The organism is Acidovorax sp. SUPP3434, assembly GCF_030159015.1.
GTDB lineage: Bacteria > Pseudomonadota > Gammaproteobacteria > Burkholderiales > Burkholderiaceae_C > Paracidovorax.
The window spans coordinates 329,341-349,571 of sequence record NZ_BQXL01000001.1; the positions used below are offsets into that span (position 1 = coordinate 329,341).

Genomic DNA, 20,231 nt, shown 5'->3' on the forward strand with positions numbered 1-20,231 from the left:
GGGCCGCGGAAGTCGGCAGGCTCTTTCAGTGAGGCTACAATTGGAGGCTTTCCCGCAAAACGTCGCCCGGCAGCAACCAAAGCAATCCCCCAACAAGCAGCAGTCTTCAGGAATTTCTTCCTGCGGACTCCGGGCGACCCGTAACCATTCGGAGAACCCAGTGCTTTTGTCTCTACAGGGATCCTTCCCGCCCGCCATCCTGGCGCTCGCAGACGGCACGGTCTTTATCGGCAATTCGATTGGTGCCACCGGCACCACGGTCGGCGAAGTGGTGTTCAACACCGCGATCACCGGCTACCAGGAAATCCTCACCGACCCGAGCTACTGCCAGCAGATCGTCACCCTGACGTATCCGCACATCGGCAACTACGGTGTCAATACGGAGGATATCGAAGCCGACAAGGTCCATGCCGCAGGCTTGATCATCAAAGACCTGCCGTTGCTGGCCAGCAATTTCCGTAGCACCGAAACTCTCTCGCAGTACCTCGTGCGCGAGAAGACCGTTGCCATCGCCAACATCGACACCCGCAAGCTCACGCGCATCTTGCGCACCCACGGAGCGCAGAACGGCGCCATCGTCGGGCTTGCGGCCGGCGAAGCGGTGACCCAGGCGCGCATCGACGAAGCCCTGGCCGCCGCCAAAGCGGCGCCCAGCATGAAGGGCCTGGATCTGGCCCAGGTGGTGAGCACCTCCGCGGCCTATCCGTGGGACCAGACCGAGTGGAAGCTCGGTTCGGGTTACGGCACCCTTGCCGCGCCGCGCTTTCACGTGGTGGCCTACGACTACGGCGTGAAAAAGAACATTCTGCGCATGCTGGCCGAGCGCGGCTGCCGCCTCACGGTGGTTCCGGCCAAGACCCCGGCAGCCGAGGTGCTGGCCATGAAGCCCGATGGCGTGTTCCTGTCCAACGGCCCTGGCGATCCGGCGCCGTGCGATTACGCCATCGAAGCCACGCGCCAGATCATCGATGCCGGCGTACCTACCTTCGGCATCTGCCTGGGCCACCAGATCATGGCCCTGGCCAGCGGTGCGAAGACCTTCAAGATGGACAACAGCCACCATGGCGCGAACCATCCCGTGAAGGACCTGGACAACGGCCGTGTCAGCATCACCAGCCAGAACCATGGGTTTGCCGTGGAGATGGAGTCGCTGCCGGCAACCCTGCGCCCCACGCACATCAGCCTGTTCGACGGCACGCTGCAAGGCCTGGAGCGCACGGACAAACCTGCGTTCTGTTTCCAGGGCCACCCCGAGGCCTCGCCCGGCCCGCACGACATCGCCTACCTGTTTGACCGCTTCACCGCGCTGATGGAGAAGAAATAATGCCGAAGCGCACAGACCTCAAATCGATCCTCATCATCGGCGCCGGCCCCATCATCATCGGACAGGCCTGCGAATTCGACTATTCCGGCGTGCAGGCCTGCAAGGCACTGCGCGAGGAAGGCTACAAAGTCATCCTGATCAACAGCAATCCTGCGACGATCATGACCGACCCGGCCACCGCCGATGTGACCTACATCGAGCCCATCACGTGGCAGACCGTCGAGAAGATCATCGCGAAGGAACGCCCTGATGCGATCCTGCCTACGATGGGCGGGCAGACGGCGCTCAATTGCGCCCTTGACCTGTGGCGCAATGGTGTGCTGCACAAGTACAAGGTGGAGCTGATCGGCGCCACGCCTGAGGCGATCGACAAGGCGGAAGACCGCCTCAAGTTCAAGGATGCGATGACCCGCATCGGCCTGGGCTCGGCCCGCTCGGGCATCGCCCACAGCATGGACGAAGCGTGGACGGTGCAAAAGACCGTGGGCTTTCCCACGGTGATCCGTCCCAGCTTCACGCTGGGCGGAACCGGAGGCGGCATTGCCTACAACCCTGAAGAGTTCGAGACCATCTGCAAGCGCGGCCTGGAGGCTTCGCCCACCAACGAACTGCTGATCGAAGAATCGCTGCTCGGCTGGAAAGAGTACGAGATGGAAGTGGTTCGCGACAAGGCGGACAACTGCATCATCATCTGCTCGATCGAGAACCTCGATCCGATGGGTGTGCACACGGGCGACTCGATCACGGTGGCGCCTGCGCAAACGCTGACCGACAAGGAATACCAGATCATGCGCAACGCGTCCCTCGCGGTGCTGCGCGAGATCGGCGTGGATACCGGTGGTTCCAACGTGCAGTTCTCGGTGAACCCGAAAGACGGTCGCATGATCGTCATCGAGATGAATCCGCGCGTATCGCGTTCGTCGGCCCTGGCATCGAAGGCCACGGGCTTTCCGATCGCCAAGGTCGCGGCGAAGCTCGCGGTGGGCTACACGCTCGACGAGCTGAAGAACGAGATCACGGGCGGCGCCACGCCCGCATCGTTTGAGCCCTCGATCGACTACGTGGTCACCAAGATTCCGCGTTTTGCTTTCGAGAAGTTCCCCACGGCCGACAGCCGCCTGACCACGCAGATGAAGTCGGTGGGCGAGGTCATGGCCATGGGCCGCACGTTCCAGGAGTCTTTCCAGAAGGCGCTGCGCGGCCTGGAAGTCGGCGTGGACGGCATGAATGAAAAGACGCAGGACCGCGAACTGCTGGAAAAGGAACTGGGCGAACCCGGTCCCGAGCGCATCTGGTATGTGGGCGATGCCTTCGCCATGGGCCTGTCGGTCGACGAGGTGCATGACCTCACCAAGATCGACAAATGGTTCCTGGTGCAGATCGAAGAGATCGTGAAGATCGAACTGGATCTGGACAAACTGACCGATGAAAAGGGGGATGGCGCGCTGGCTGCCATCGACGCCGATACGCTGCGAGCGCTCAAGAAGAAGGGTTTTTCTGATCGCCGTCTGGCCAAACTTCTGCGGACGCAGGAAAAGGCCGTGCGGGAGGCGCGCCGGGCGCTCAACGTGCGCCCTGTCTACAAGCGGGTGGACACCTGTGCCGCCGAGTTCGCCACCAACACGGCTTACATGTACTCGACCTACGAGGACGAGTGCGAAGCCGCGCCCACCACCAACAAGAAGATCATGGTGCTGGGTGGTGGCCCCAACCGCATCGGCCAAGGCATCGAGTTCGACTACTGCTGCGTTCACGCCGCACTCGCCATGCGCGAGGACGGCTATGAAACCATCATGGTCAATTGCAACCCGGAAACGGTTTCGACCGACTACGACACGTCGGACCGGCTGTATTTCGAGCCGCTCACGCTGGAAGACGTGCTGGAAATCGTCGACAAGGAAAAGCCCACGGGCGTGATCGTGCAGTACGGTGGTCAGACGCCCCTGAAGCTGGCGCTCGGTCTGGAGGCCGAGGGCGTGCCGATCATCGGCACCAGCCCGGACATGATCGATGCTGCGGAAGATCGCGAGCGCTTCCAGAAACTGCTCAACGACCTGGGGCTGCGCCAGCCACCCAACGCCACGGCCCGCACCGAGCCGGAGGCCCTGGAGAAGGCGGCTGCGTTGGGCTATCCACTGGTCGTGCGCCCCAGCTATGTGCTGGGTGGCCGTGCCATGGAAATCGTCCACGAACAGCGGGATCTGGAACGCTACATGCGCGAAGCCGTCAAGGTGAGCAACGACTCGCCCGTGCTGCTGGACCGTTTCCTGAACGATGCGATCGAGTGCGATGTGGATTGCCTGCGCGACCCCGAGGGCAAGGTTTTCATCGGGGGCGTGATGGAGCACATCGAGCAAGCCGGCGTGCACAGCGGCGACTCGGCCTGTTCGTTGCCGCCTTACTACCTGAGCAAGGCCACGGTGGATGAACTCAAGCGCCAGACCGCAGCCATGGCCGAGGGCCTGAGCGTGGTGGGCTTGATGAATGTGCAGTTCGCCATTCAGGAAAAGGATGGCAAGGACGTGATCTACGTGCTCGAAGTGAATCCGCGCGCATCCCGCACGGTGCCCTTCGTCAGCAAGGCCACGGGCATCCAGTTGGCCAAGGTGGCGGCCCGCTGCATGGCGGGGCAGTCGCTGGCGAGCCAGGGCATCACGCGGGAAGTCACGCCGCCATATTTCAGCGTGAAAGAGGCTGTGTTCCCCTTCGTCAAGTTCCCGGGTGTGGACACGATCCTCGGCCCGGAGATGAAGTCCACCGGCGAAGTGATGGGGGTGGGCAAGACGTTCGGTGAGGCTTTCGTGAAGAGCCAGCTGGGGGCTGGCACGAAACTGCCGACGTCCGGCAAGGTGTTCCTCACCGTGAAGAACAGCGACAAGCCGCGTGCGGTGGAAATCGGCCGGCAACTGGTCGCCCTGGGCTTCGACCTGGTAGCTACCAAGGGCACGGCTGCCGCGATCTCGGAGGCCGGCGTGCCGGTGACCTTGGTGAACAAGGTGACCGAAGGCCGCCCGCACATCGTGGACATGATCAAGAACGACGAAATCGTCATGGTCATCAATACGGTGGAAGAGCGGCGCAATGCGATTGCCGACTCCCGCGCGATCCGCACGAGTTCGCTGCAGGCCCGGGTCACCACCTTCACGACCATCTTCGGCGCCGAGGCGGCCGTGGAAGGCATGAAGCATCTGGACCATCTGGACGTTTATTCCGTGCAGGAACTGCACGCGCAATTGACGGCCTGAACGGCACAGTCAGGTTAAGCGTCCGGCCGCCTCAAACGCGGCATAATCGCCACTGACCAGAGACCGCCGCGCGGCAACGCGCGGCGGTTTCCTTTTGGGGCGTCCGTTTGTGCATCCACGGGTGTGCAAGACGCCAGGAGGGCCGCGCGTTGCGCGGCGTCGAATTGAACGTGGAGACTGATTCAATGGCCACCATTCCCATTACCAAGCGCGGCGCTGAAAAGCTCAAGGAAGAGCTGCACCGTCTGAAGACCGTCGAACGCCCTGCGGTGATCAATGCCATCGCCGAGGCGCGTGCCCAGGGCGATTTGAGCGAAAACGCCGAGTACGAGGCCGCCAAAGACCGGCAGGGTTTCATCGAAGGCCGCATCCAGGAAGTCGAGAGCAAGTTGTCCGCTGCGCAGATCATCGACCCCACCGCGCTGGACGCGGGCGGCAAAGTGGTGTTCGGTGCCACCGTGAAGCTGGAAGACGAAGAAAGCGGCGATGCCGTTACTTACCAGATCGTGGGCGAGGACGAGGCCGACCTGAAGCTGGGCCTCATCAATGTGTCCAGCCCCATCGCTCGCGCGCTGATCGGCAAGGAAGAGGGCGACACGGCCGAGGTCCAGGCCCCTGGCGGCCTGCGCCGCTATGAAGTGGTGGGCGTGAGCTACATCTGATCGAAAGACGCTGCCATGTATGACCGCGTGCCCGTTCTGGCGGCCGCATTGTGGTGGGGGAGTTTGTCGGCCATCGGGTTCCTGGCCGTACCGCTCCTGTTCGTGCATTTGCCCACACCGGCGCTGGCAGGCAACATGGCCGCACGCCTTTTCGAGGCGCAAACCTTCGTCTCGATCGCTTGCTGCGTGTGCCTTCTCCTGTTGTCCAAACGACGGCATGCGGAGACGCAGGAGGACTGGGCCCAGGCCGCGCTGGTCTTCGTGATCGGTGGGCTTTTACTGGCGTTGCTGGTGCAGTACGGCGTATCGCCCCGCATCGTCGCTCGCCAGAATCTACGGCTGTGGCACAGCGTGGGCACCGTGATGTACGCGTTGCAGTGGGGATGCGCTTTGGCCGTCCTGTGGCGAACGTCCCGGCGCTGATTTCTCGGCGCAGGGGGCGGTCCTTTCACTGCCCGTTCACTCTTTCCAGTGCTCGGCCACCCAGGTGGCAGGCTGGATGTGGCGAAAGCGGCGATTGCGCCGGCCTGCCAGGGCATCCGGCGGGTTGCACTCACCGTGAAAGATCACGATGCGCGCGTCGGCCGGAACGATTGGCGGCTTCCAATAATTGGAAGGCCATGCAGGGATGCAGTGGTACTTGAAGCTGGGGCACCAGCCTGCGGGCCAGTAGCTCAGCTTGCCCTGCTGATGCAGGAAGTCCGAAAGGTAGGCCTGCTCGTTGCGAAACTTCCGGCGGATGGCATCGAAGTGCCCGCGAAAGTATTCGAGTACGTCGGGGTGTGAACCGATCTCGAACCGATACACCGATGAATTGCCTGTGATGCGCCATGGCCGTTTGTAGTCATGGATGATCAGGAACTCGCCCGGCGCTTCGAAAAAGGCATCAAGACCGCCTGTGACGACGACATCCACGTCCAGGAACAGTGCGGTGCCTGACAGGCCATGCAGATCGGCGCTGAACGTGGCGAGCTTGGTCCAGCCGCGCTCCGGAATGCCGGCGGGCAGATCCAATGCGGGAATCGGAAGGCATTGCACTTCGGCCCGGATGCCCGTCGAATCATCCGTCAGGCAGACAAAGCGAAAATCGCCAGTGAGATGACGCCGGACCATGGCGTAAAGCCGGTTCACATATTCGGGGCCGTATTTGGTGCCCCATTTCATGCAGATCACGTGGCGCGTTCGCGCCGTGCTTGAGCCCATCAATCGGCCTGGCGCTTCTTGACGGATTTCTGCTTGGGCTTCTTGGCCCGCTTGATCTGGCCGCCGGGCGTCAATCGCTGGTTGCCAAGGACGCGCAACTGCTTGATCTCGGGCCGCTGGCCGCCGCGCTTGCTGAACTTGAGCACTTTCACATCGCGCGGGCCGGGCAAGCGGTCTTCGTCGACGGTGCGCTCCTTGGGAGGCTGCGGGCGCCAGAGCACCAGCAACTTGCCGATGTGTTGGATCGGCGCAGCGTTGAGTTCTGCCGCCAATGTCTGGTAAATCTGTTCGCGCGATGTCCGGTCGTCGCTGAAGACGCGGACTTTGATCAATCCGTGGGCATTGAGGGCAGCGTTGATTTCTTTTTGGACAGCGGGGGTCAACCCATCGCCGCCGATCAGGACGACGGGGTCCAGATGGTGGGCATTGGCGCGGTGTTCCCGGCGCTCTGCGGGAGTCAATTGAATTTGGGGCATGGCCGTATTATCGAGGCAGGATGAAAACAAACACGAAAAGCAAGAAGGTGAACAAGGCGTGGCTCCACGACCATGTCAACGACACCTACGTCAAGCTCGCCCAGAAAGAGGGCTACCGCGCCCGTGCCGCTTACAAGCTCAAGGAGATTGACGAGCAACTGGGGCTGATCAAGTCAGGGCATGTCGTGGTGGACCTGGGGTCCTCGCCCGGTGCCTGGAGCCAGTACCTGCGGCGGCGCATGTCGCCAGGAGGCGCGGCAGTCGGCCAACTCAACGGCACCATCATCGCCCTGGATCTACTGCCCATGGAGCCGATCGAGGGGGTCGCCTTTCTTCAGGGCGATTTCCGGGAGGACGACGTTCTTGCGCAGTTGCAGGAAGCCGTCCAGGGGCGGGCTGTCGACGTGGTGGTTTCCGACATGGCCCCCAATCTGTCCGGAATCGAGTCCGCCGACGCGGCGCGCATTTCCCACCTGATCGAGCTGGCCGTCGAATTCGCCGTGCAGCACCTCAAACCCGAAGGGGCGCTCGTGGTCAAGCTGTTCCATGGAAGTGGGTATGCGCAGCTGGTGCAGTTGTTCAAGGAAACATTCAAGGTGGTCAAGCCCATCAAGCCCAAAGCCTCGCGGGACAAATCTTCCGAGACTTTTTTGGTGGGAATCGGCTTGAAAAATCAGGCTTGAGCAGTATGAATGCGGTTCGTCAGCGGTTCCGACCCATGCCAATGCATTCTTCCTATGGGTTGACCATGGCCTCTGCTGGGGTAAATCACACCGCCTTCCACCTTGAAACGCCTAAAATGCGCCCTAAATGCGCTAGGACGTCTCCATGACACGTTCGTGGCGTTATCCCCTTTGCTTCTGGAGCCCCGCTTGAACAATCAGTGGTTTTCAAAAATTGCCGTGTGGCTGGTCATCGCCATGGTGCTCTTTACGGTGTTCAAACAGTTCGACACCCGTTCAGGCGCCAGCGCGGGCTCCGTGGGGTACTCCGAATTCCTGGAGGAGGTCCGCAGCAACCGGATCAAGAGCGCGACCATCCAGGAAGGGCAGGGTGGCACGGAGATCGTCGCCACCACCACCGATGACCGCAAATTGCGCACTACCGCGACCTATCTTGACCGCGGATTGGTGGGCGATCTGATCAACAACAACGTCAAGTTCGACGTCAAGCCACGGGAAGAGGGCTCGCTTTTGATGACCCTGCTCGTCAGCTGGGGTCCCATGCTGCTGCTGATCGGCGTGTGGGTGTACTTCATGCGTCAGATGCAGGGTGGCGGCAAGGGCGGGGCTTTCAGCTTCGGCAAGAGCAAGGCCCGCATGCTGGACGAGAACAGCAATCAGGTGACCTTTGCTGACGTTGCAGGGTGCGATGAAGCCAAGGAAGAAGTCAAGGAGGTCGTCGACTTCCTGAAGGATCCGCAGAAATTCCAGAAACTCGGTGGCCGTATTCCGCGGGGCCTTCTGTTGGTCGGCCCCCCTGGCACGGGTAAAACGCTGCTGGCGAAGTCCATTGCTGGCGAAGCCAAGGTTCCGTTTTTCAGCATTTCCGGCTCCGACTTCGTGGAAATGTTCGTGGGCGTGGGCGCAGCCCGCGTGCGCGATATGTTCGAGAACGCCAAAAAGAATGCGCCTTGCATCATCTTCATCGATGAAATCGATGCGGTGGGCCGCCAGCGCGGCGCCGGCCTGGGTGGTGGCAATGACGAACGCGAACAGACCTTGAACCAGATGCTGGTCGAGATGGACGGCTTCGAGACCAATCTCGGGGTGATCGTGGTGGCCGCCACCAACCGCCCTGATATCCTGGATGCCGCCTTGCTGCGTCCGGGCCGATTCGACCGCCAGGTGTATGTGACGCTGCCCGACATCCGCGGCCGTGAGCAGATCCTGAACGTGCACATGCGAAAAGTACCCGTGGGCCAGGACGTGAACCCGAGTGTGATCGCACGCGGAACCCCTGGAATGTCGGGTGCGGACCTCGCCAATCTTTGCAACGAAGCGGCTTTGATGGCGGCCCGCCGCAATGCGCGCACCGTGGAGATGCAGGACTTCGAGAAGGCCAAGGACAAGATCATCATGGGCCCCGAGCGCAAGAGCATGGTCATGCCCGAGGAAGAGCGCCGCAATACGGCCTACCACGAGTCCGGCCACGCACTGATCGGCAAGCTGCTGCCCAAGTGCGATCCGGTTCACAAGGTCACCATCATCCCCCGTGGCCGTGCACTGGGCGTGACCATGAGCCTTCCTGAAAAGGACCGCTACAGCTACGACCGCGAGTACATGCTGAACCAGATCAGCATGCTGTTCGGCGGACGGATTGCCGAAGAGGTGTTCATGAACCAGATGACCACCGGCGCCAGCAATGATTTCGAACGTGCCACATCGATCGCCCGCGACATGGTGACGCGCTACGGCATGACGGAGGCCCTGGGCCCGATGGTCTATGCCGAGAACGAGGGCGAGGTTTTCCTCGGCCGCTCGGTGACCAAGACCAACAACATGAGCGAGCAGACGATGGAAAAGGTCGATGGCGAGGTTCGCCGCATCATCGACGAGCAATACGCGCTGGCACGCAAGCTGATCGAAGACAACAGCGACAAGATGCATGCCATGGCCAAGGCGCTGTTGGAGTGGGAAACGATCGACACCGAGCAGCTCGACGACATCATGGCAGGCAAGCCTCCGCGCCCTCCCAAGGACTGGACGCCTCGCACGCCATCGTCGGGTGGGGATAACTCGGGCGGCGGCACGCCGGCCGTGACGACCGAACCTGCTCCTTCGGCCGCTTGAGCCTGCGGCGGAACGCTGCAATCAACAACGGGGCCTGTGTGCCCCGTTTTTGTGTTCTTCTCGTTTAAATCATTCCACGTGTCGATTCACTGGCAGACCAGCCGATTCCAGATCGATCTCTCACGGCCTCGGGTCATGGGTATCGTGAATGCCACTCCGGATTCGTTTTCCGATGGCGGGCGGCACGCCACCACCACGGACGCGATGCGCCACTGCGAAAGCCTGCTGGCGCAGGGGGCTGACATTCTGGACATCGGGGGGGAATCCACCCGCCCAGGCAGTCCCGCCGTCTCGCTGGACGAGGAGTTGGCTCGGGTGTTGCCGCTGGTTCGGTCGGCGGTGGGCCTGGGCGTACCGTTGTCCATCGACACCTACAAGCCCGAGGTGATGCGTGCGGTGCTGGACTTGGGTGCTGACATCATCAACGACATCTGGGCCCTTCGGCAACCCGGAGCCATGGCCGTGGTGGCCGGCCATCCTGCATGCGGGGTGTGCCTGATGCACATGCACCGCGACCCCCAAACCATGCAGGCGGCTCCGATGGAGGGAGACGTGGTCTCTCAGGTGCTATCTTTTTTAGAGCAATGTGCCCTAGATTTACATGCGCTGGGGGTCGAAAAGAGTCGCATCGTGCTGGACTGCGGCATTGGCTTTGGCAAGACGGTGGAGCAGAACTTCGCGCTCCTTGCCTGCCAGCCTTTGCTGTCCCGCGCGGGCTACCCCTGGCTGGCTGGCTGGTCGCGCAAATCGTCGCTCGGTGCGGTCACGCAGTGGCCGGTTTCAGAGCGCATGGTCCCGAGCGTGGCAGCGGCGTTGTTGGCCGTGGAGCGTGGCGCGCGCATCGTGCGTGTGCACGACGTGCGCGAAACCGTCGCCGCATTGCAAGTCTGGCAGGCCTCTCAAATTCCCCCACCCTCACTCTAGCCTGCGGATATCCTTCAGGCGGAGGCAAAAAATCATGACACGTCGATATTTCGGTACGGATGGCATCCGCGGCACCGTAGGGCAGGCGCCCATCACTCCCGACTTTGTGCTGCGGCTCGCGCATGCGGTGGGCCGGGTTTTGCGCCGCAAGGAGGAGCGGCCCACGGTGTTGATTGGGAAGGACACGCGCATTTCCGGCTACATGCTGGAGAGCGCGCTGGAGTCCGGCTTCAACTCTGCAGGGGTGGATGTGGTGCTGCTGGGCCCTTTGCCCACACCCGGCGTGGCGTACCTGACCCGTGCCCAGCGCGCAAGCCTCGGTGTCGTGATCAGCGCCAGCCACAATGCCTATCCGGACAATGGCATCAAGTTCTTCAGCGCGCAAGGCACGAAGCTCTCCGACGAGTGGGAGATGGCGGTGGAGGCGGCGCTGGATGAAGCCCCCGTCTGGGCGGACTCTGCCTCTTTGGGCAAAGCGAGGCGCCTGGAGGACGCGGCAGGCCGCTACATCGAATTTTGCAAGAGCACGTTCCCGCAGGATCTGACCCTCAAGGGGGTGAAGATCGTGGTGGATGCGGCCCACGGCGCGGCGTATCACATTGCGCCCAAGGTGTTCCATGAGTTGGGTGCGGAAGTGCTGGCCATCGGCTGCTCGCCCGATGGCCTGAACATCAACCACCAGGTCGGAGCGACCCACCCCGAAGCCTTGGTGCGGGCGGTCCGCGCCAACCATGCGCACTTCGGCGTGGCGCTGGACGGGGATGCGGACCGGCTGCAGATGGTAGACGCAGCAGGGCGGCTCTATAACGGTGACGAATTGCTGTATCTCATGGCTTCGGACCGTTTGGGCCGGGGCGAGCCGGTGCCGGGCGTGGTCGGCACGCTCATGACCAACATGGCGGTGGAGCTCGCGCTCAAGGCGCAGGGCGTGCAGTTCGTGCGTGCCAAAGTCGGCGACCGGTACGTGCTGGAAGAGCTTGCTCGCCATCGCTGGCTTTTGGGCGGAGAGGGTTCGGGACACCTGCTGGCCCTGGACCGCCACACGACGGGCGATGGCCTCATCAGCGCCCTCCAGGTGCTTCAGGCGTGTGTACGCAACGCCTGCGGTTTGCCGGACATGCTGGCGAATGTGCAACTCTTTCCGCAGGTGCTTCTCAATGTCCGGCTCTCACCGGGGCAGGATTGGAAGAGCAACACCACTTTGTCAGACACCTTGCGCTCCGTCGAGGCGGCGTTGGGCGAAACCGGGCGGGTATTGATTCGCGCCAGCGGAACCGAACCTCTGCTGCGCGTGATGGTGGAGGCCAGCAATGCCGACCATGCCAATCACTTCGCGCAGCAGCTGGCCGACGCGGCGCGTGCGGGGTGAGTCCACCTGCAGCGGGCTCCGGGGCTGAGTCGGCGCAGGATCTGATCCGGCCCTATTGCGTCGCATGCTGCCGCTGCAGCAGGGCGGTGATCTGGTGGGCGGGCAAAGGCTTGCTGAAGTAATAGCCCTGTGCTTCATCGCACCCTTGCTCGCGAAGGTATGACAGCTGCTCGCTCGTTTCCACGCCCTCGGCCGTGGTCCGGATGCCCAGTGCCTGGGCCATGCGAATGATGGCGCTGACGATGGCCCGGTCGTTGCTGTCGTTGCCCAGGTCCCGCACGAACGACTGGTCGATCTTGAGCTTGTAGATTTGGAAGCGCTTGAGTTGGCTCAGCGAAGAATATCCCGTTCCGAAATCGTCCATGGACATGCGCACGCCCCGGGCATGGAGCTGGTCCATGGTGGCAATGGCGGAACGGGGGTCGTCCACCGCGACGCCTTCGGTCAGTTCGAGCTCCAGCCGGTTGGCCCGCAGCGAGGTGCTGTCCAGGAGTCGGCTGACCAGTTCGGGTAACTGCGGCTGCCTGAACTGCAGTGCCGATAGATTGACCGCCATGGCCAGCCAGTCCATGCCCATGGTGTGCCAGTGCTGCAACTGGTCCAGGGCTGTCTGCATGACCCACTCGCCGATCTGCAGGATCTGGCCGCTGTCTTCTGCGATGGGGATGAACTCCGCAGGGGAGATGCTGCCCAGGTCGGGGTGCTCCCAGCGGAGCAGTGCTTCCACGCTGCGGATCTCCCCTGTCGCGATGGTGATCTGCGGTTGGTAGTGCAGGTGCAGCTGGTTTCGCTCCAAAGCGCGGCGCAGGGCATTCTCCAGCAGGAGGGCGCGCACCGACTGGGCCTGCATTTCCGGGGTGAAGAAGCGGTAGGTGTTGCGGCCGTCCAGCTTCGCCCGGTACATGGCCACATCGGCGGACTGGGTCAGGGTGTCGAAATCTGCGCCGTCCTGTGGAAACAGCGCGATGCCCATCGAAGGTGCCATCGTGAGTTCGTGGTGCCCGATTTGGTAGTGCTGGCGCGACGCCTCCTGCAGCTTGCCTGCGACCCGTGCCGCCCCATGCGCGTTCGCCCCGGGCAGCAGCAGGATGAATTCGTCGCCCCCTAAGCGCGACACGGTGTCCTTGTCGCGGACGACGGCCCGCAGCCTTTTGGCGATTTCCACCAGCAACGCGTCACCCACCCGATGGCCCAGCGAGTCGTTCACGTGCTTGAAGTGATCGAGGTCGAGGAAGATGACAGCCAGCGGCGTGCCCCCTTCGCTGGCGGCGCGGATCGCGTGGTGGCTGCGCTCAGCCAGGAGCGTGCGGTTCGGCAGGCCGGTCAAGGGGTCGTAGTGGGCCAGCCAATAGATACGTTCCTGGTCGTGCTTGCGATCGTTGATCTCGCGGTGCAGGTTTTCCACGGTCTCGCTGAGTTGCCGGGTGCGCTGGTGCACCTGAAGCTCCAGGTCGGCGTGCATCCGGGCCAGCTCTGCCTGTGCCTGCCGCTGCTCGCTGACGTCCATGGCAATGCAAACCGATCCATTGGCCGGGCGGGCGGGGTCGATGGCCTTGACACGCACCTCGCACACCACGGCGCGGCCATCCTTGCCGCGCAAGGTCATCTCGCCCACGAAGATCTTGCCGTCCAGCAGCGGTTCATAGCAGCGCTTTTTCGCGTCTTCCCAGTCCGCGTCGCTGAAATGCCACTGCCGCGTCGCTGCGTTGGCCAGCTCTCCAGGACCATAGCCCAGCATCTGTTCGAAGTGCTGGTTGCAGCGCGTCATGCGCTGGTTGGAGATGAAGGCGATGCCCACCATGGCCTGGTCGAAAAGGGCTTGCTTTTCCTGCACCACGGCATGGAGCTGGGTTTGCGCATGCCGCTGCTCATCGATGTCGTCGATGATCCAGATGGATCCTTCCGCCGTGTCGTCTGGGTTGATCAGCCGACCGGCCAAGCTGCTCCAGAACAACCGGCCGTTGCAGCGCCGCATCTGGCATTCCGTGCGATAGGTCTCCCCGCGCGCGAGAACCGGATAGGCATTGCGCCCCAGTTCCCGGAACGCGTCGAGGGTGGGATACAGGGCTTGACTGCTCAGCCCGATGGTTTCTTCGACCGTTTCATAGCCAAAGATATCGGCATAGCGCTGGTTGCAGCGAACGATCTGCCGTTGGCGGATGAACACGATGCCCACGCCGGCGCTGTCCAACAAAGTCTGCTGCTCGCGAAGGATGCGTTGCAAAGTCGGCCCGGACTGAGAAAGCACGGGCGCATCAAGCGTGGGGCACATGGAAATGAGTGAAGCCCTGGCGGGCGGCAAGTTGTACGAAAGTGTAGCAGTCGCCCCTGAAATCCTGAGTTCGGGATTGTCTCGATCAAAAGCGCGATGGATGCTTTTTCCTGGGAGGGCTGGCGTCCTTCTTTCCACGTCATGAAGCTGTCATGGCCTGGACATGGCGGCGTCACTGCCATTTGCCACAGTCTCGTCCAAGCGGGAAGGGCAACGCTCCTTCAAGCTGTGATCCAACCACCCTTGCAGGGAGAGACGAGTGAACGAACTACCCATCCCGACGATGCCCTTGTGTCCAGACTCATTGCCCAGGGGGTCACTTCATCGCCCTGGCCATTCGGGCGATGTGGCAAGCCGTTTGTCCACCGAGGGCGGCGTGGAAGTGGCTTGGGCGCGGCACCTCGACGAAGTCCGGGAAGCCCAGCGCCTGAGGTTCGAGGTGTTTGCGTCGGAGATGGGCGCGCGCCTCAATACCTCGGTGGCCGGCCATGACGTGGACCTTTTTGACGAATATTGCGAGCATCTGCTGGTTCGGGACACGGTCACGCGTCAGGTCATTGGCACCTACCGCGTACTCACTCCCGCTCAAGCGCGCCGGGTCGGCGGTACCTACAGCGATACCGAATTCGACCTGACGCGGCTGCGCACGCTCCGCTCTCGCATGGTCGAACTGGGACGCAGCTGTGTCCATCCGGACTACCGGCACGGGGGCGTGATTCTGGCGCTTTGGAGCGCCCTGGCGGACTTCATGGTGCGCAATCAACTCGACACCATGATCGGTTGCGCCAGCATTCCCATGCTGCACAACGGGGTGGTGAGCGGCGATGCGGCTGCAAGCATCTGGAGCCAAGTGCAGAAGTCGCATCTAGCGCCCATCGAGTTCCATGTGCGCCCGCGGCTGCCGCTGCCTGTGGACCAACTGGACGGGTCGCTGGCTATCGAGCCGCCCGCCCTCATCAAGGGCTATTTGCGCTTGGGTGCGCGCGTTCTCGGTGCGCCGGCCTGGGACCCCGATTTCAACTCAGCCGATTTGCCGATGCTCATGCGCATTGCGGATTTGCCTTCGCGATACCGAAAGCACTTCCTCGGAGTGTGACGGCGCTTTATCTGTCATGAACCTCAGCAAACCTTCCGTGACACCTCCACCGGATTGTCATGAAAATGTCATGGTGACTGCCAATACTGGGGTGGAACCCATCCCTTTCAAAGCAGTCATGCCGTCGCCTTCAGAGCCCCTCCCCGAATCGCCTCTTCAATCTGCTGTGCCTACCGGGGAAGTCGAGGAGGCCAATGCGCCCCCTTTGCCAGAGAAATCGTTGAACTCCGATCCTGATTTTCTCAACCGCGACCACAGCATCCTTGCTTTCAACGAGCGGGTATTCGACTGGGCCGCGCGGACCGATGTGCCGCTGCTCGAGCGCCTGCGATACCTCTGCATCGTTTCTTCCAATCTCGATGAATTTTTCGAGGTGCGTGCCGCGGCCCATCTGACCGCCGCCCAGAACGGCGATACCAAAGGTCCGTATACCGTCGCTTCGTTCGAGGAGTTGGCCGCCAAGGCCCATGACCTCGTCGCGCGGCAATATGCGCTGTACAACGAATCGCTCACCCCGGCCTTCGCGGCCCAGAACATCCACATCGTGTCCCACGGCGACCGTACCGGGGCACAGAGACGCTGGGTGAACGAATACTTTGATCGGGAAGTCAGGCCTTTGCTGATTCCGGTCGGCCTGGACCCTTCGCATCCGTTTCCACAGGTCGCCAACAAGTCACTGAACTTCATCGTGCGTTTGAAAGGCAACGATGCCTTCGGACGCGAGAACGAGATTGCCATCGTCAAGGTGCCTCGCGTCTTGCCGCGCCTGATACGCATGCCCGCCAAAGTGGCTGTGACGGGAGCGCAATTTGTCAGTCTGTCCAGCATTGTGCGGGCACACCTGGCGGAGCTCTTCACCGGGCGCGAAGTGACGGAGTTTTCCCAGTTCCGTGTCACGCGCCATTCCGATCTGGCCGTGGATGAAGACGATGTGCGCAACCTGCGCACGGCCCTTCGCCAGGGTCTGGAGCATCGCCACTATGGTCAAGCGGTGCGTCTGGAAGTGTCATCGAGCTGCTCGCGGTTCTTGTCCGATTTCCTGCAATTGCAGTTTGCCCTTCCCGATGCGGCGCTGTACCGCGTGCACGGCCCTGTGAATCTGGTGAGGCTTTCGCAGTTGGTGGACCTGGTGAACGATCCAGAACTGCTGTTTCCTCCATGGCGTTCGGTCTGGCCGCGTCAAATCCAGTCGGGAAGCTCGCTTATCGAACAGATCGGGCGGCGCGATGTGCTGGCCCACCAGCCTTTCGAGAGTTTCGACGCGGTGCTGGCCTTTCTGCGCGAGGCGGTGAACGACCCGCAGGTGCTTGCCATCAAGCAAACCATTTACCGCACGGGGGCCGATTCGGAGTTGATGGAGTTGCTGCGGGAGGCCGTTCGGCGCGGCAAGGAAGTCATGGCGGTGGTGGAACTGAAGGCGCGCTTCGACGAAGAGGCCAACATCAATTGGGCGGAAGCCCTGGAGTCTATCGGGGCGCAGGTCGTGTACGGTGTGGTGGGCCTGAAGACACACGCCAAGATGCTGCTGGTCACGCGCCGCGAAGGGCGGCACCTGCGCCGTTATGGCCATCTTTCCACGGGCAACTACAACCCGCGGACCGCCCGCCTGTATACCGATCTGAGCTATTTCACGGCCGATGCCGAAGTCACCGCAGACATGGATGCGGTGTTCAATCATCTGGCGAGCCAGAACAAGCTGCCCAAATTGCGCAAGCTGGTGCTCGCGCCCTTCCATTTGCAGCAGCACATGCTGGACATGATCGAGCGGGTGGGGGAGGCTGCGGCCAAGGGCGAAGATGCCCGCATCGTGGCCAAGATGAATGCCCTGACGGACGATGTGCTGATGCGAGCGCTCATCAAGGCGGGGCAGCAAGGTGCGCGCATCGATCTCATCGTCCGGGGTGCCTGCATGCTGCCGGCGCAACGCAAGGGCACCACGGACAACATTCGGGTGCGCTCGGTCATCGGACGTTTTCTGGAGCACACCCGGGTGTTCTATTTCCGGGCGGGCAAGGCAGAGGATCTGTATCTGTCCAGCGCGGACTGGATGAACCGCAACATGCTGCGGCGTGTCGAACTGGCCTGGCCCATCACGGACAAGGAACTGCGGCAGCGCATCATCGATGAATGTCTGGTGGCTTACCTGCAGGACGATCGGGATGCCTGGACTCTGCAGCCCGATGGTACGTATGAGCGCGCGCCGCATCCCGTGTCTGGCAAAGGTGCGCAAAAAGCACTGATGGACCGCTATGCTGCGGCGGCCGGCCGAACAATGGCCCACGGCGGCGGCAGCTCCAAGGCATGATGGATCTGATCCTCTGGCGCCATGCGGAGGCTGAAGAGCTTCGTGAGGGAGAAGACGATCTGGATCGTCCTTTGACCGCGCGCGGAGAGAAACAAGCTGCGCGCATGGCGGCTTGGCTGGATCGGCAACTGCCCGATGGGTTGCGCGTGCTGTCCAGCCCCGCACGTCGAACCGAGGCCACCGCGAAGGCCCTGGGGCGCAAGTACAAACTGCGCGCCGAACTGCTGCCTGGCGGCACCCCGCAGGAACTGCTTGAACTGGCGCAATGGCCGAAGTCCCGCGGTGCAGTGCTGGTGGTGGGGCATCAGCCAGTGTTGGGCCAAGCCGTGGCAAGCCTTTTGGCCTTGCAGGCGCCGGAATGCGCCATCCGCAAAGGGGCGGTGTGGTGGCTGCGTCAGCGGCAACGGCCGGAAACCACGGAAACCATCCTGCTGGCGGTGCAGTCCCCGGATTTTCTCTGAGACCAGCAACAGCATGAGCGCCAGGGCCAACCGGCGCTCGATGCCCTTGGCTTACTTGCGCGCCGTTTTCGCCGGCTTGGCAGCCTTCTTGGCGACGGGCGCAGGTTGCGCAGGCGTTTGCGCCTTAGGCCGGCCGGTCTTGATGGACGGAACAGCCTGCAGTGCCTTCGCCAAGGCATCGTCACCCAACGCCGAGAGCAGCTTGAGGCCCGCACGCAGCAATTCGCTCTTCTTGGCTGTTGTGCCCAATTGTCCTGTGCGCAGCTTCAATGCTTCGATGGCGGCGTACTCGTCTTTGGGAATGGTGAAGCTGTCACGCACGAGCTTGGGCTTCTTGGCCTTGGTGTCGCGGGCCGGGCTGGCCACAGCGGGCTTGGCCGCCGCCTTGCGGGCCGGGGCTTTCTTCGGAGCAGCTGCCTTACTGCGTGCGGCGGGTTTGGCCGAAGGGGTGGCACTCGCTGCGGGAGCAGGGGTTGCTGCGGTGTTCGAGACAGAAGTGGTGGAGACGTCTGACGTATTGGGCATATGAGTCGAATGAAAAAACGGTATATACAGTTTATACCGTTTCATCCGACGATTGGTCCATCACTGCAGTTCTGCTGCGAACTCCCAAGGCGTTTTGATCCATGCCGTGCTCTCTTCGCGGAGAAGATGAGCGGACTGTGGATACGCGGCCGACCATCCGGGGCGTGTGGACAAAGCGAATCGATTGCCTTGCTGGGAAAGCGACAACCCTTGCATGTCGGGTGTGCGGCGGGCGTGGCAAAGCGCCACGGCGATCCGCAGGCAGACCAGCTGCAGCGCCAGGTCGGGATCGTCAAGGTCGGCTTCGAGCTTGCGGACCTTCCCCCGATGGCCTTTCACCAGCAGGCCCAGCCGGTGCAGTTCCCATACCGCAAAGCCGGCAGCGTCGGTATGGTCCAGGATGTACGCGCCATGGTGGTGGTACTCGCTGTGCGAAATGCGGCAGCCCACTTCGTGCAACTGCGCGGCCCACGCCAGTTTTCGCTCGGCGCGCTCGCAGTTTTTGCGGCACGCCTGCGTGAACAACGAACAGGCCGTCCTTGCGACCCGCTCCGCGTGCTCGATGTCCACCGCGAACCGGTGCATCAATCCCCGCACCGTGGAAGAGCGCAAGTCGGTTTCCGGCAGTTCACGGTCGAGCAGGTCGTACAGGGCCCCTTGGCGCAATGCCCCTTGAGCCACCTGCATCTGATCGATCTGCAACAACTCGAAAATGGCACGCAGCACACTGAGTCCGCCGCCGATCACGCTGCGGCGTTCTTCCTTGAGCCCTTCCATGCGCAGGCGGTCTGCCGATCGGACACGCAGCAACTGCTCCTGCAGCCAATCCAGCCCTTGGCGTGTGACGAGTCCACTGGGATGGCCTGCTGCGGCCAGCACATCCCCCACTGCCCCGACCGTGCCGGAGGACCCGTAAGCCACGTCCCAGGTGTCCGGCCGGTAGACGTTGAGCGCTTCGTCCAGCACGGCCTGGGCTGCGATCTCGGCCGTTCGGAATGCCTGGGGCGTGAAGATGCCTTCTGGAAAATACCGGCTGGACCAGGCCACGCTGCCCACCCGATAGGACGCGACGGCACGCGCCGAAAATTGCTGTCCCAGGATCAGTTCGGTGGATCTTCCGCCAATGTCCACGACCAGCCGACGCTCGTCGGATTGTGGAAGCAGCCGCGCAACCCCTTGATAGATCAGGCGGGCTTCTTCGGGGCCCGAGACCACTTCGATCCGGTGACCCAGGATGTCGCTGCCGCGTTGGAGAAACACCTCGCGATTGCGCGCTTCCCGCAGGGTCTGCGTGGCGACGGCACGGACGTGATGGGGTTCGAAGGCGGTCAGGCGTTCGGCAAAGCGGGCAAGGCAGTCCCAACCGCGCTGCATGGCCTCGGGGGTCAGGTTGCGGTCTTCATCCAGGCCATTGCCCTGGCGAACCGTTTCCTTGAGGTATTCCACACGCTGGATATGGCCGTGTTCGAAACGCCCGATTTCCAGGCGAAAGCTGTTGGATCCGAGATCCACAGCGGCAAGCAGTGTTCCGTCGTGCATGTTGTTGCGCAAGGCGCGCTGGTTTTCAGGCGGGGCAG

General features: G+C 62.4%; 16 protein-coding genes. 11 read left to right on the forward strand and 5 right to left on the reverse strand.

Annotation, left to right across the window (positions count from 1 at the left end):
* The first annotated feature begins 160 nt into the window (after positions 1-160).
* The 4 genes from carA to AVKW3434_RS01500 all read left to right on the forward strand — a co-directional run bounded on the left by carA (position 161) and on the right by AVKW3434_RS01500 (position 5,654).
* Positions 161-1,324 (forward strand): glutamine-hydrolyzing carbamoyl-phosphate synthase small subunit, encoded by a 1,164-nt coding sequence (gene carA, locus AVKW3434_RS01485; RefSeq protein WP_284401007.1) that lies wholly within the window; start codon positions 161-163, stop codon positions 1,322-1,324.
* A complete protein-coding gene (gene carB, locus AVKW3434_RS01490; protein ID WP_284403783.1) occupies positions 1,324-4,569 on the forward strand; it encodes a carbamoyl-phosphate synthase large subunit in 3,246 nt (1,081 codons plus the stop codon). The genes carA and carB overlap by 1 nt, the downstream gene beginning before the upstream one ends.
* 185 nt (positions 4,570-4,754) lie before the next feature.
* Positions 4,755-5,231 carry a transcription elongation factor GreA gene (gene greA / locus AVKW3434_RS01495; RefSeq protein ID WP_272568938.1) on the forward strand — a complete coding sequence of 159 codons (477 nt, stop codon included), beginning with the start codon at positions 4,755-4,757 and terminating at the stop codon, positions 5,229-5,231.
* 15 nt (positions 5,232-5,246) lie between these two features.
* Positions 5,247-5,654, forward strand: a complete 408-nt coding sequence (locus tag AVKW3434_RS01500; protein WP_284403785.1) for a DUF4149 domain-containing protein — start codon at positions 5,247-5,249, stop codon at positions 5,652-5,654.
* A gap of 36 nt (positions 5,655-5,690) precedes the next feature.
* Here AVKW3434_RS01500 and AVKW3434_RS01505 read toward each other — a convergent pair whose 3' ends face one another.
* Positions 5,691-6,434 (reverse strand): glycosyltransferase, encoded by a 744-nt coding sequence (locus AVKW3434_RS01505; protein ID WP_284403787.1) that lies wholly within the window; start codon positions 6,432-6,434, stop codon positions 5,691-5,693.
* Positions 6,434-6,910, reverse strand: coding sequence for a YhbY family RNA-binding protein (locus AVKW3434_RS01510; RefSeq protein ID WP_284403789.1), 477 nt, complete (start codon positions 6,908-6,910; stop codon positions 6,434-6,436). Before AVKW3434_RS01510 ends, AVKW3434_RS01505 begins: the two co-directional genes overlap by 1 nt.
* Positions 6,911-6,930: 20 nt before the next feature.
* Here AVKW3434_RS01510 and AVKW3434_RS01515 point away from each other — a divergent pair, with 20 nt between their 5' ends.
* The 4 genes from AVKW3434_RS01515 to glmM all read left to right on the forward strand — a co-directional run bounded on the left by AVKW3434_RS01515 (position 6,931) and on the right by glmM (position 11,995).
* The gene (locus tag AVKW3434_RS01515; RefSeq protein WP_284403791.1) at positions 6,931-7,593 is read left to right on the forward strand and encodes an RlmE family RNA methyltransferase; all 663 of its coding nucleotides are present in this window, start codon (positions 6,931-6,933) and stop codon (positions 7,591-7,593) included.
* A gap of 189 nt (positions 7,594-7,782) precedes the next feature.
* Positions 7,783-9,702, forward strand: a complete 1,920-nt coding sequence (gene ftsH / locus AVKW3434_RS01520; protein ID WP_272568943.1) for an ATP-dependent zinc metalloprotease FtsH — start codon at positions 7,783-7,785, stop codon at positions 9,700-9,702.
* Between the two features lie 84 nt (positions 9,703-9,786).
* Positions 9,787-10,626, forward strand: coding sequence for a dihydropteroate synthase (folP, locus tag AVKW3434_RS01525; protein ID WP_284404577.1), 840 nt, complete (start codon positions 9,787-9,789; stop codon positions 10,624-10,626).
* 34 nt (positions 10,627-10,660) lie between these two features.
* Complete coding sequence (gene glmM / locus AVKW3434_RS01530) at positions 10,661-11,995, forward strand: phosphoglucosamine mutase (protein WP_284403793.1); 1,335 nt, start codon at positions 10,661-10,663, stop codon at positions 11,993-11,995.
* A gap of 52 nt (positions 11,996-12,047) precedes the next feature.
* On the opposite strand, the gene AVKW3434_RS01535 is transcribed toward glmM, so the two are convergent.
* Entirely contained in the window at positions 12,048-14,267 is a 2,220-nt protein-coding gene (locus AVKW3434_RS01535) for a sensor domain-containing protein (RefSeq protein ID WP_284403795.1), read from the reverse strand.
* A 259-nt stretch (positions 14,268-14,526) separates the two neighbouring features.
* Here AVKW3434_RS01535 and AVKW3434_RS01540 point away from each other — a divergent pair, with 259 nt between their 5' ends.
* From AVKW3434_RS01540 to AVKW3434_RS01550, 3 genes are all read left to right on the forward strand, one after another.
* Complete coding sequence (locus AVKW3434_RS01540; protein WP_284400997.1) at positions 14,527-15,363, forward strand: GNAT family N-acetyltransferase; 837 nt, start codon at positions 14,527-14,529, stop codon at positions 15,361-15,363.
* Positions 15,364-15,481: 118 nt separating this feature from the next.
* Complete coding sequence (ppk1, locus tag AVKW3434_RS01545) at positions 15,482-17,668, forward strand: polyphosphate kinase 1 (protein WP_502869027.1); 2,187 nt, start codon at positions 15,482-15,484, stop codon at positions 17,666-17,668.
* Positions 17,665-18,129: a SixA phosphatase family protein gene (locus AVKW3434_RS01550; protein ID WP_272568952.1), complete on the forward strand. Its 465-nt coding sequence runs from the start codon at positions 17,665-17,667 to the stop codon at positions 18,127-18,129. Before ppk1 ends, AVKW3434_RS01550 begins: the two co-directional genes overlap by 4 nt.
* A 51-nt stretch (positions 18,130-18,180) precedes the next feature.
* On the opposite strand, the gene AVKW3434_RS01555 is transcribed toward AVKW3434_RS01550, so the two are convergent.
* Together AVKW3434_RS01555 and AVKW3434_RS01560 are read right to left on the reverse strand one after the other, a co-directional pair.
* Entirely contained in the window at positions 18,181-18,654 is a 474-nt protein-coding gene (locus tag AVKW3434_RS01555; protein WP_284403797.1) for a hypothetical protein, read from the reverse strand.
* Positions 18,655-18,714: 60 nt separating this feature from the next.
* Positions 18,715-20,193, reverse strand: coding sequence for a Ppx/GppA phosphatase family protein (locus AVKW3434_RS01560; protein WP_284404581.1), 1,479 nt, complete (start codon positions 20,191-20,193; stop codon positions 18,715-18,717).
* Positions 20,194-20,231 lie beyond the last annotated feature (38 nt).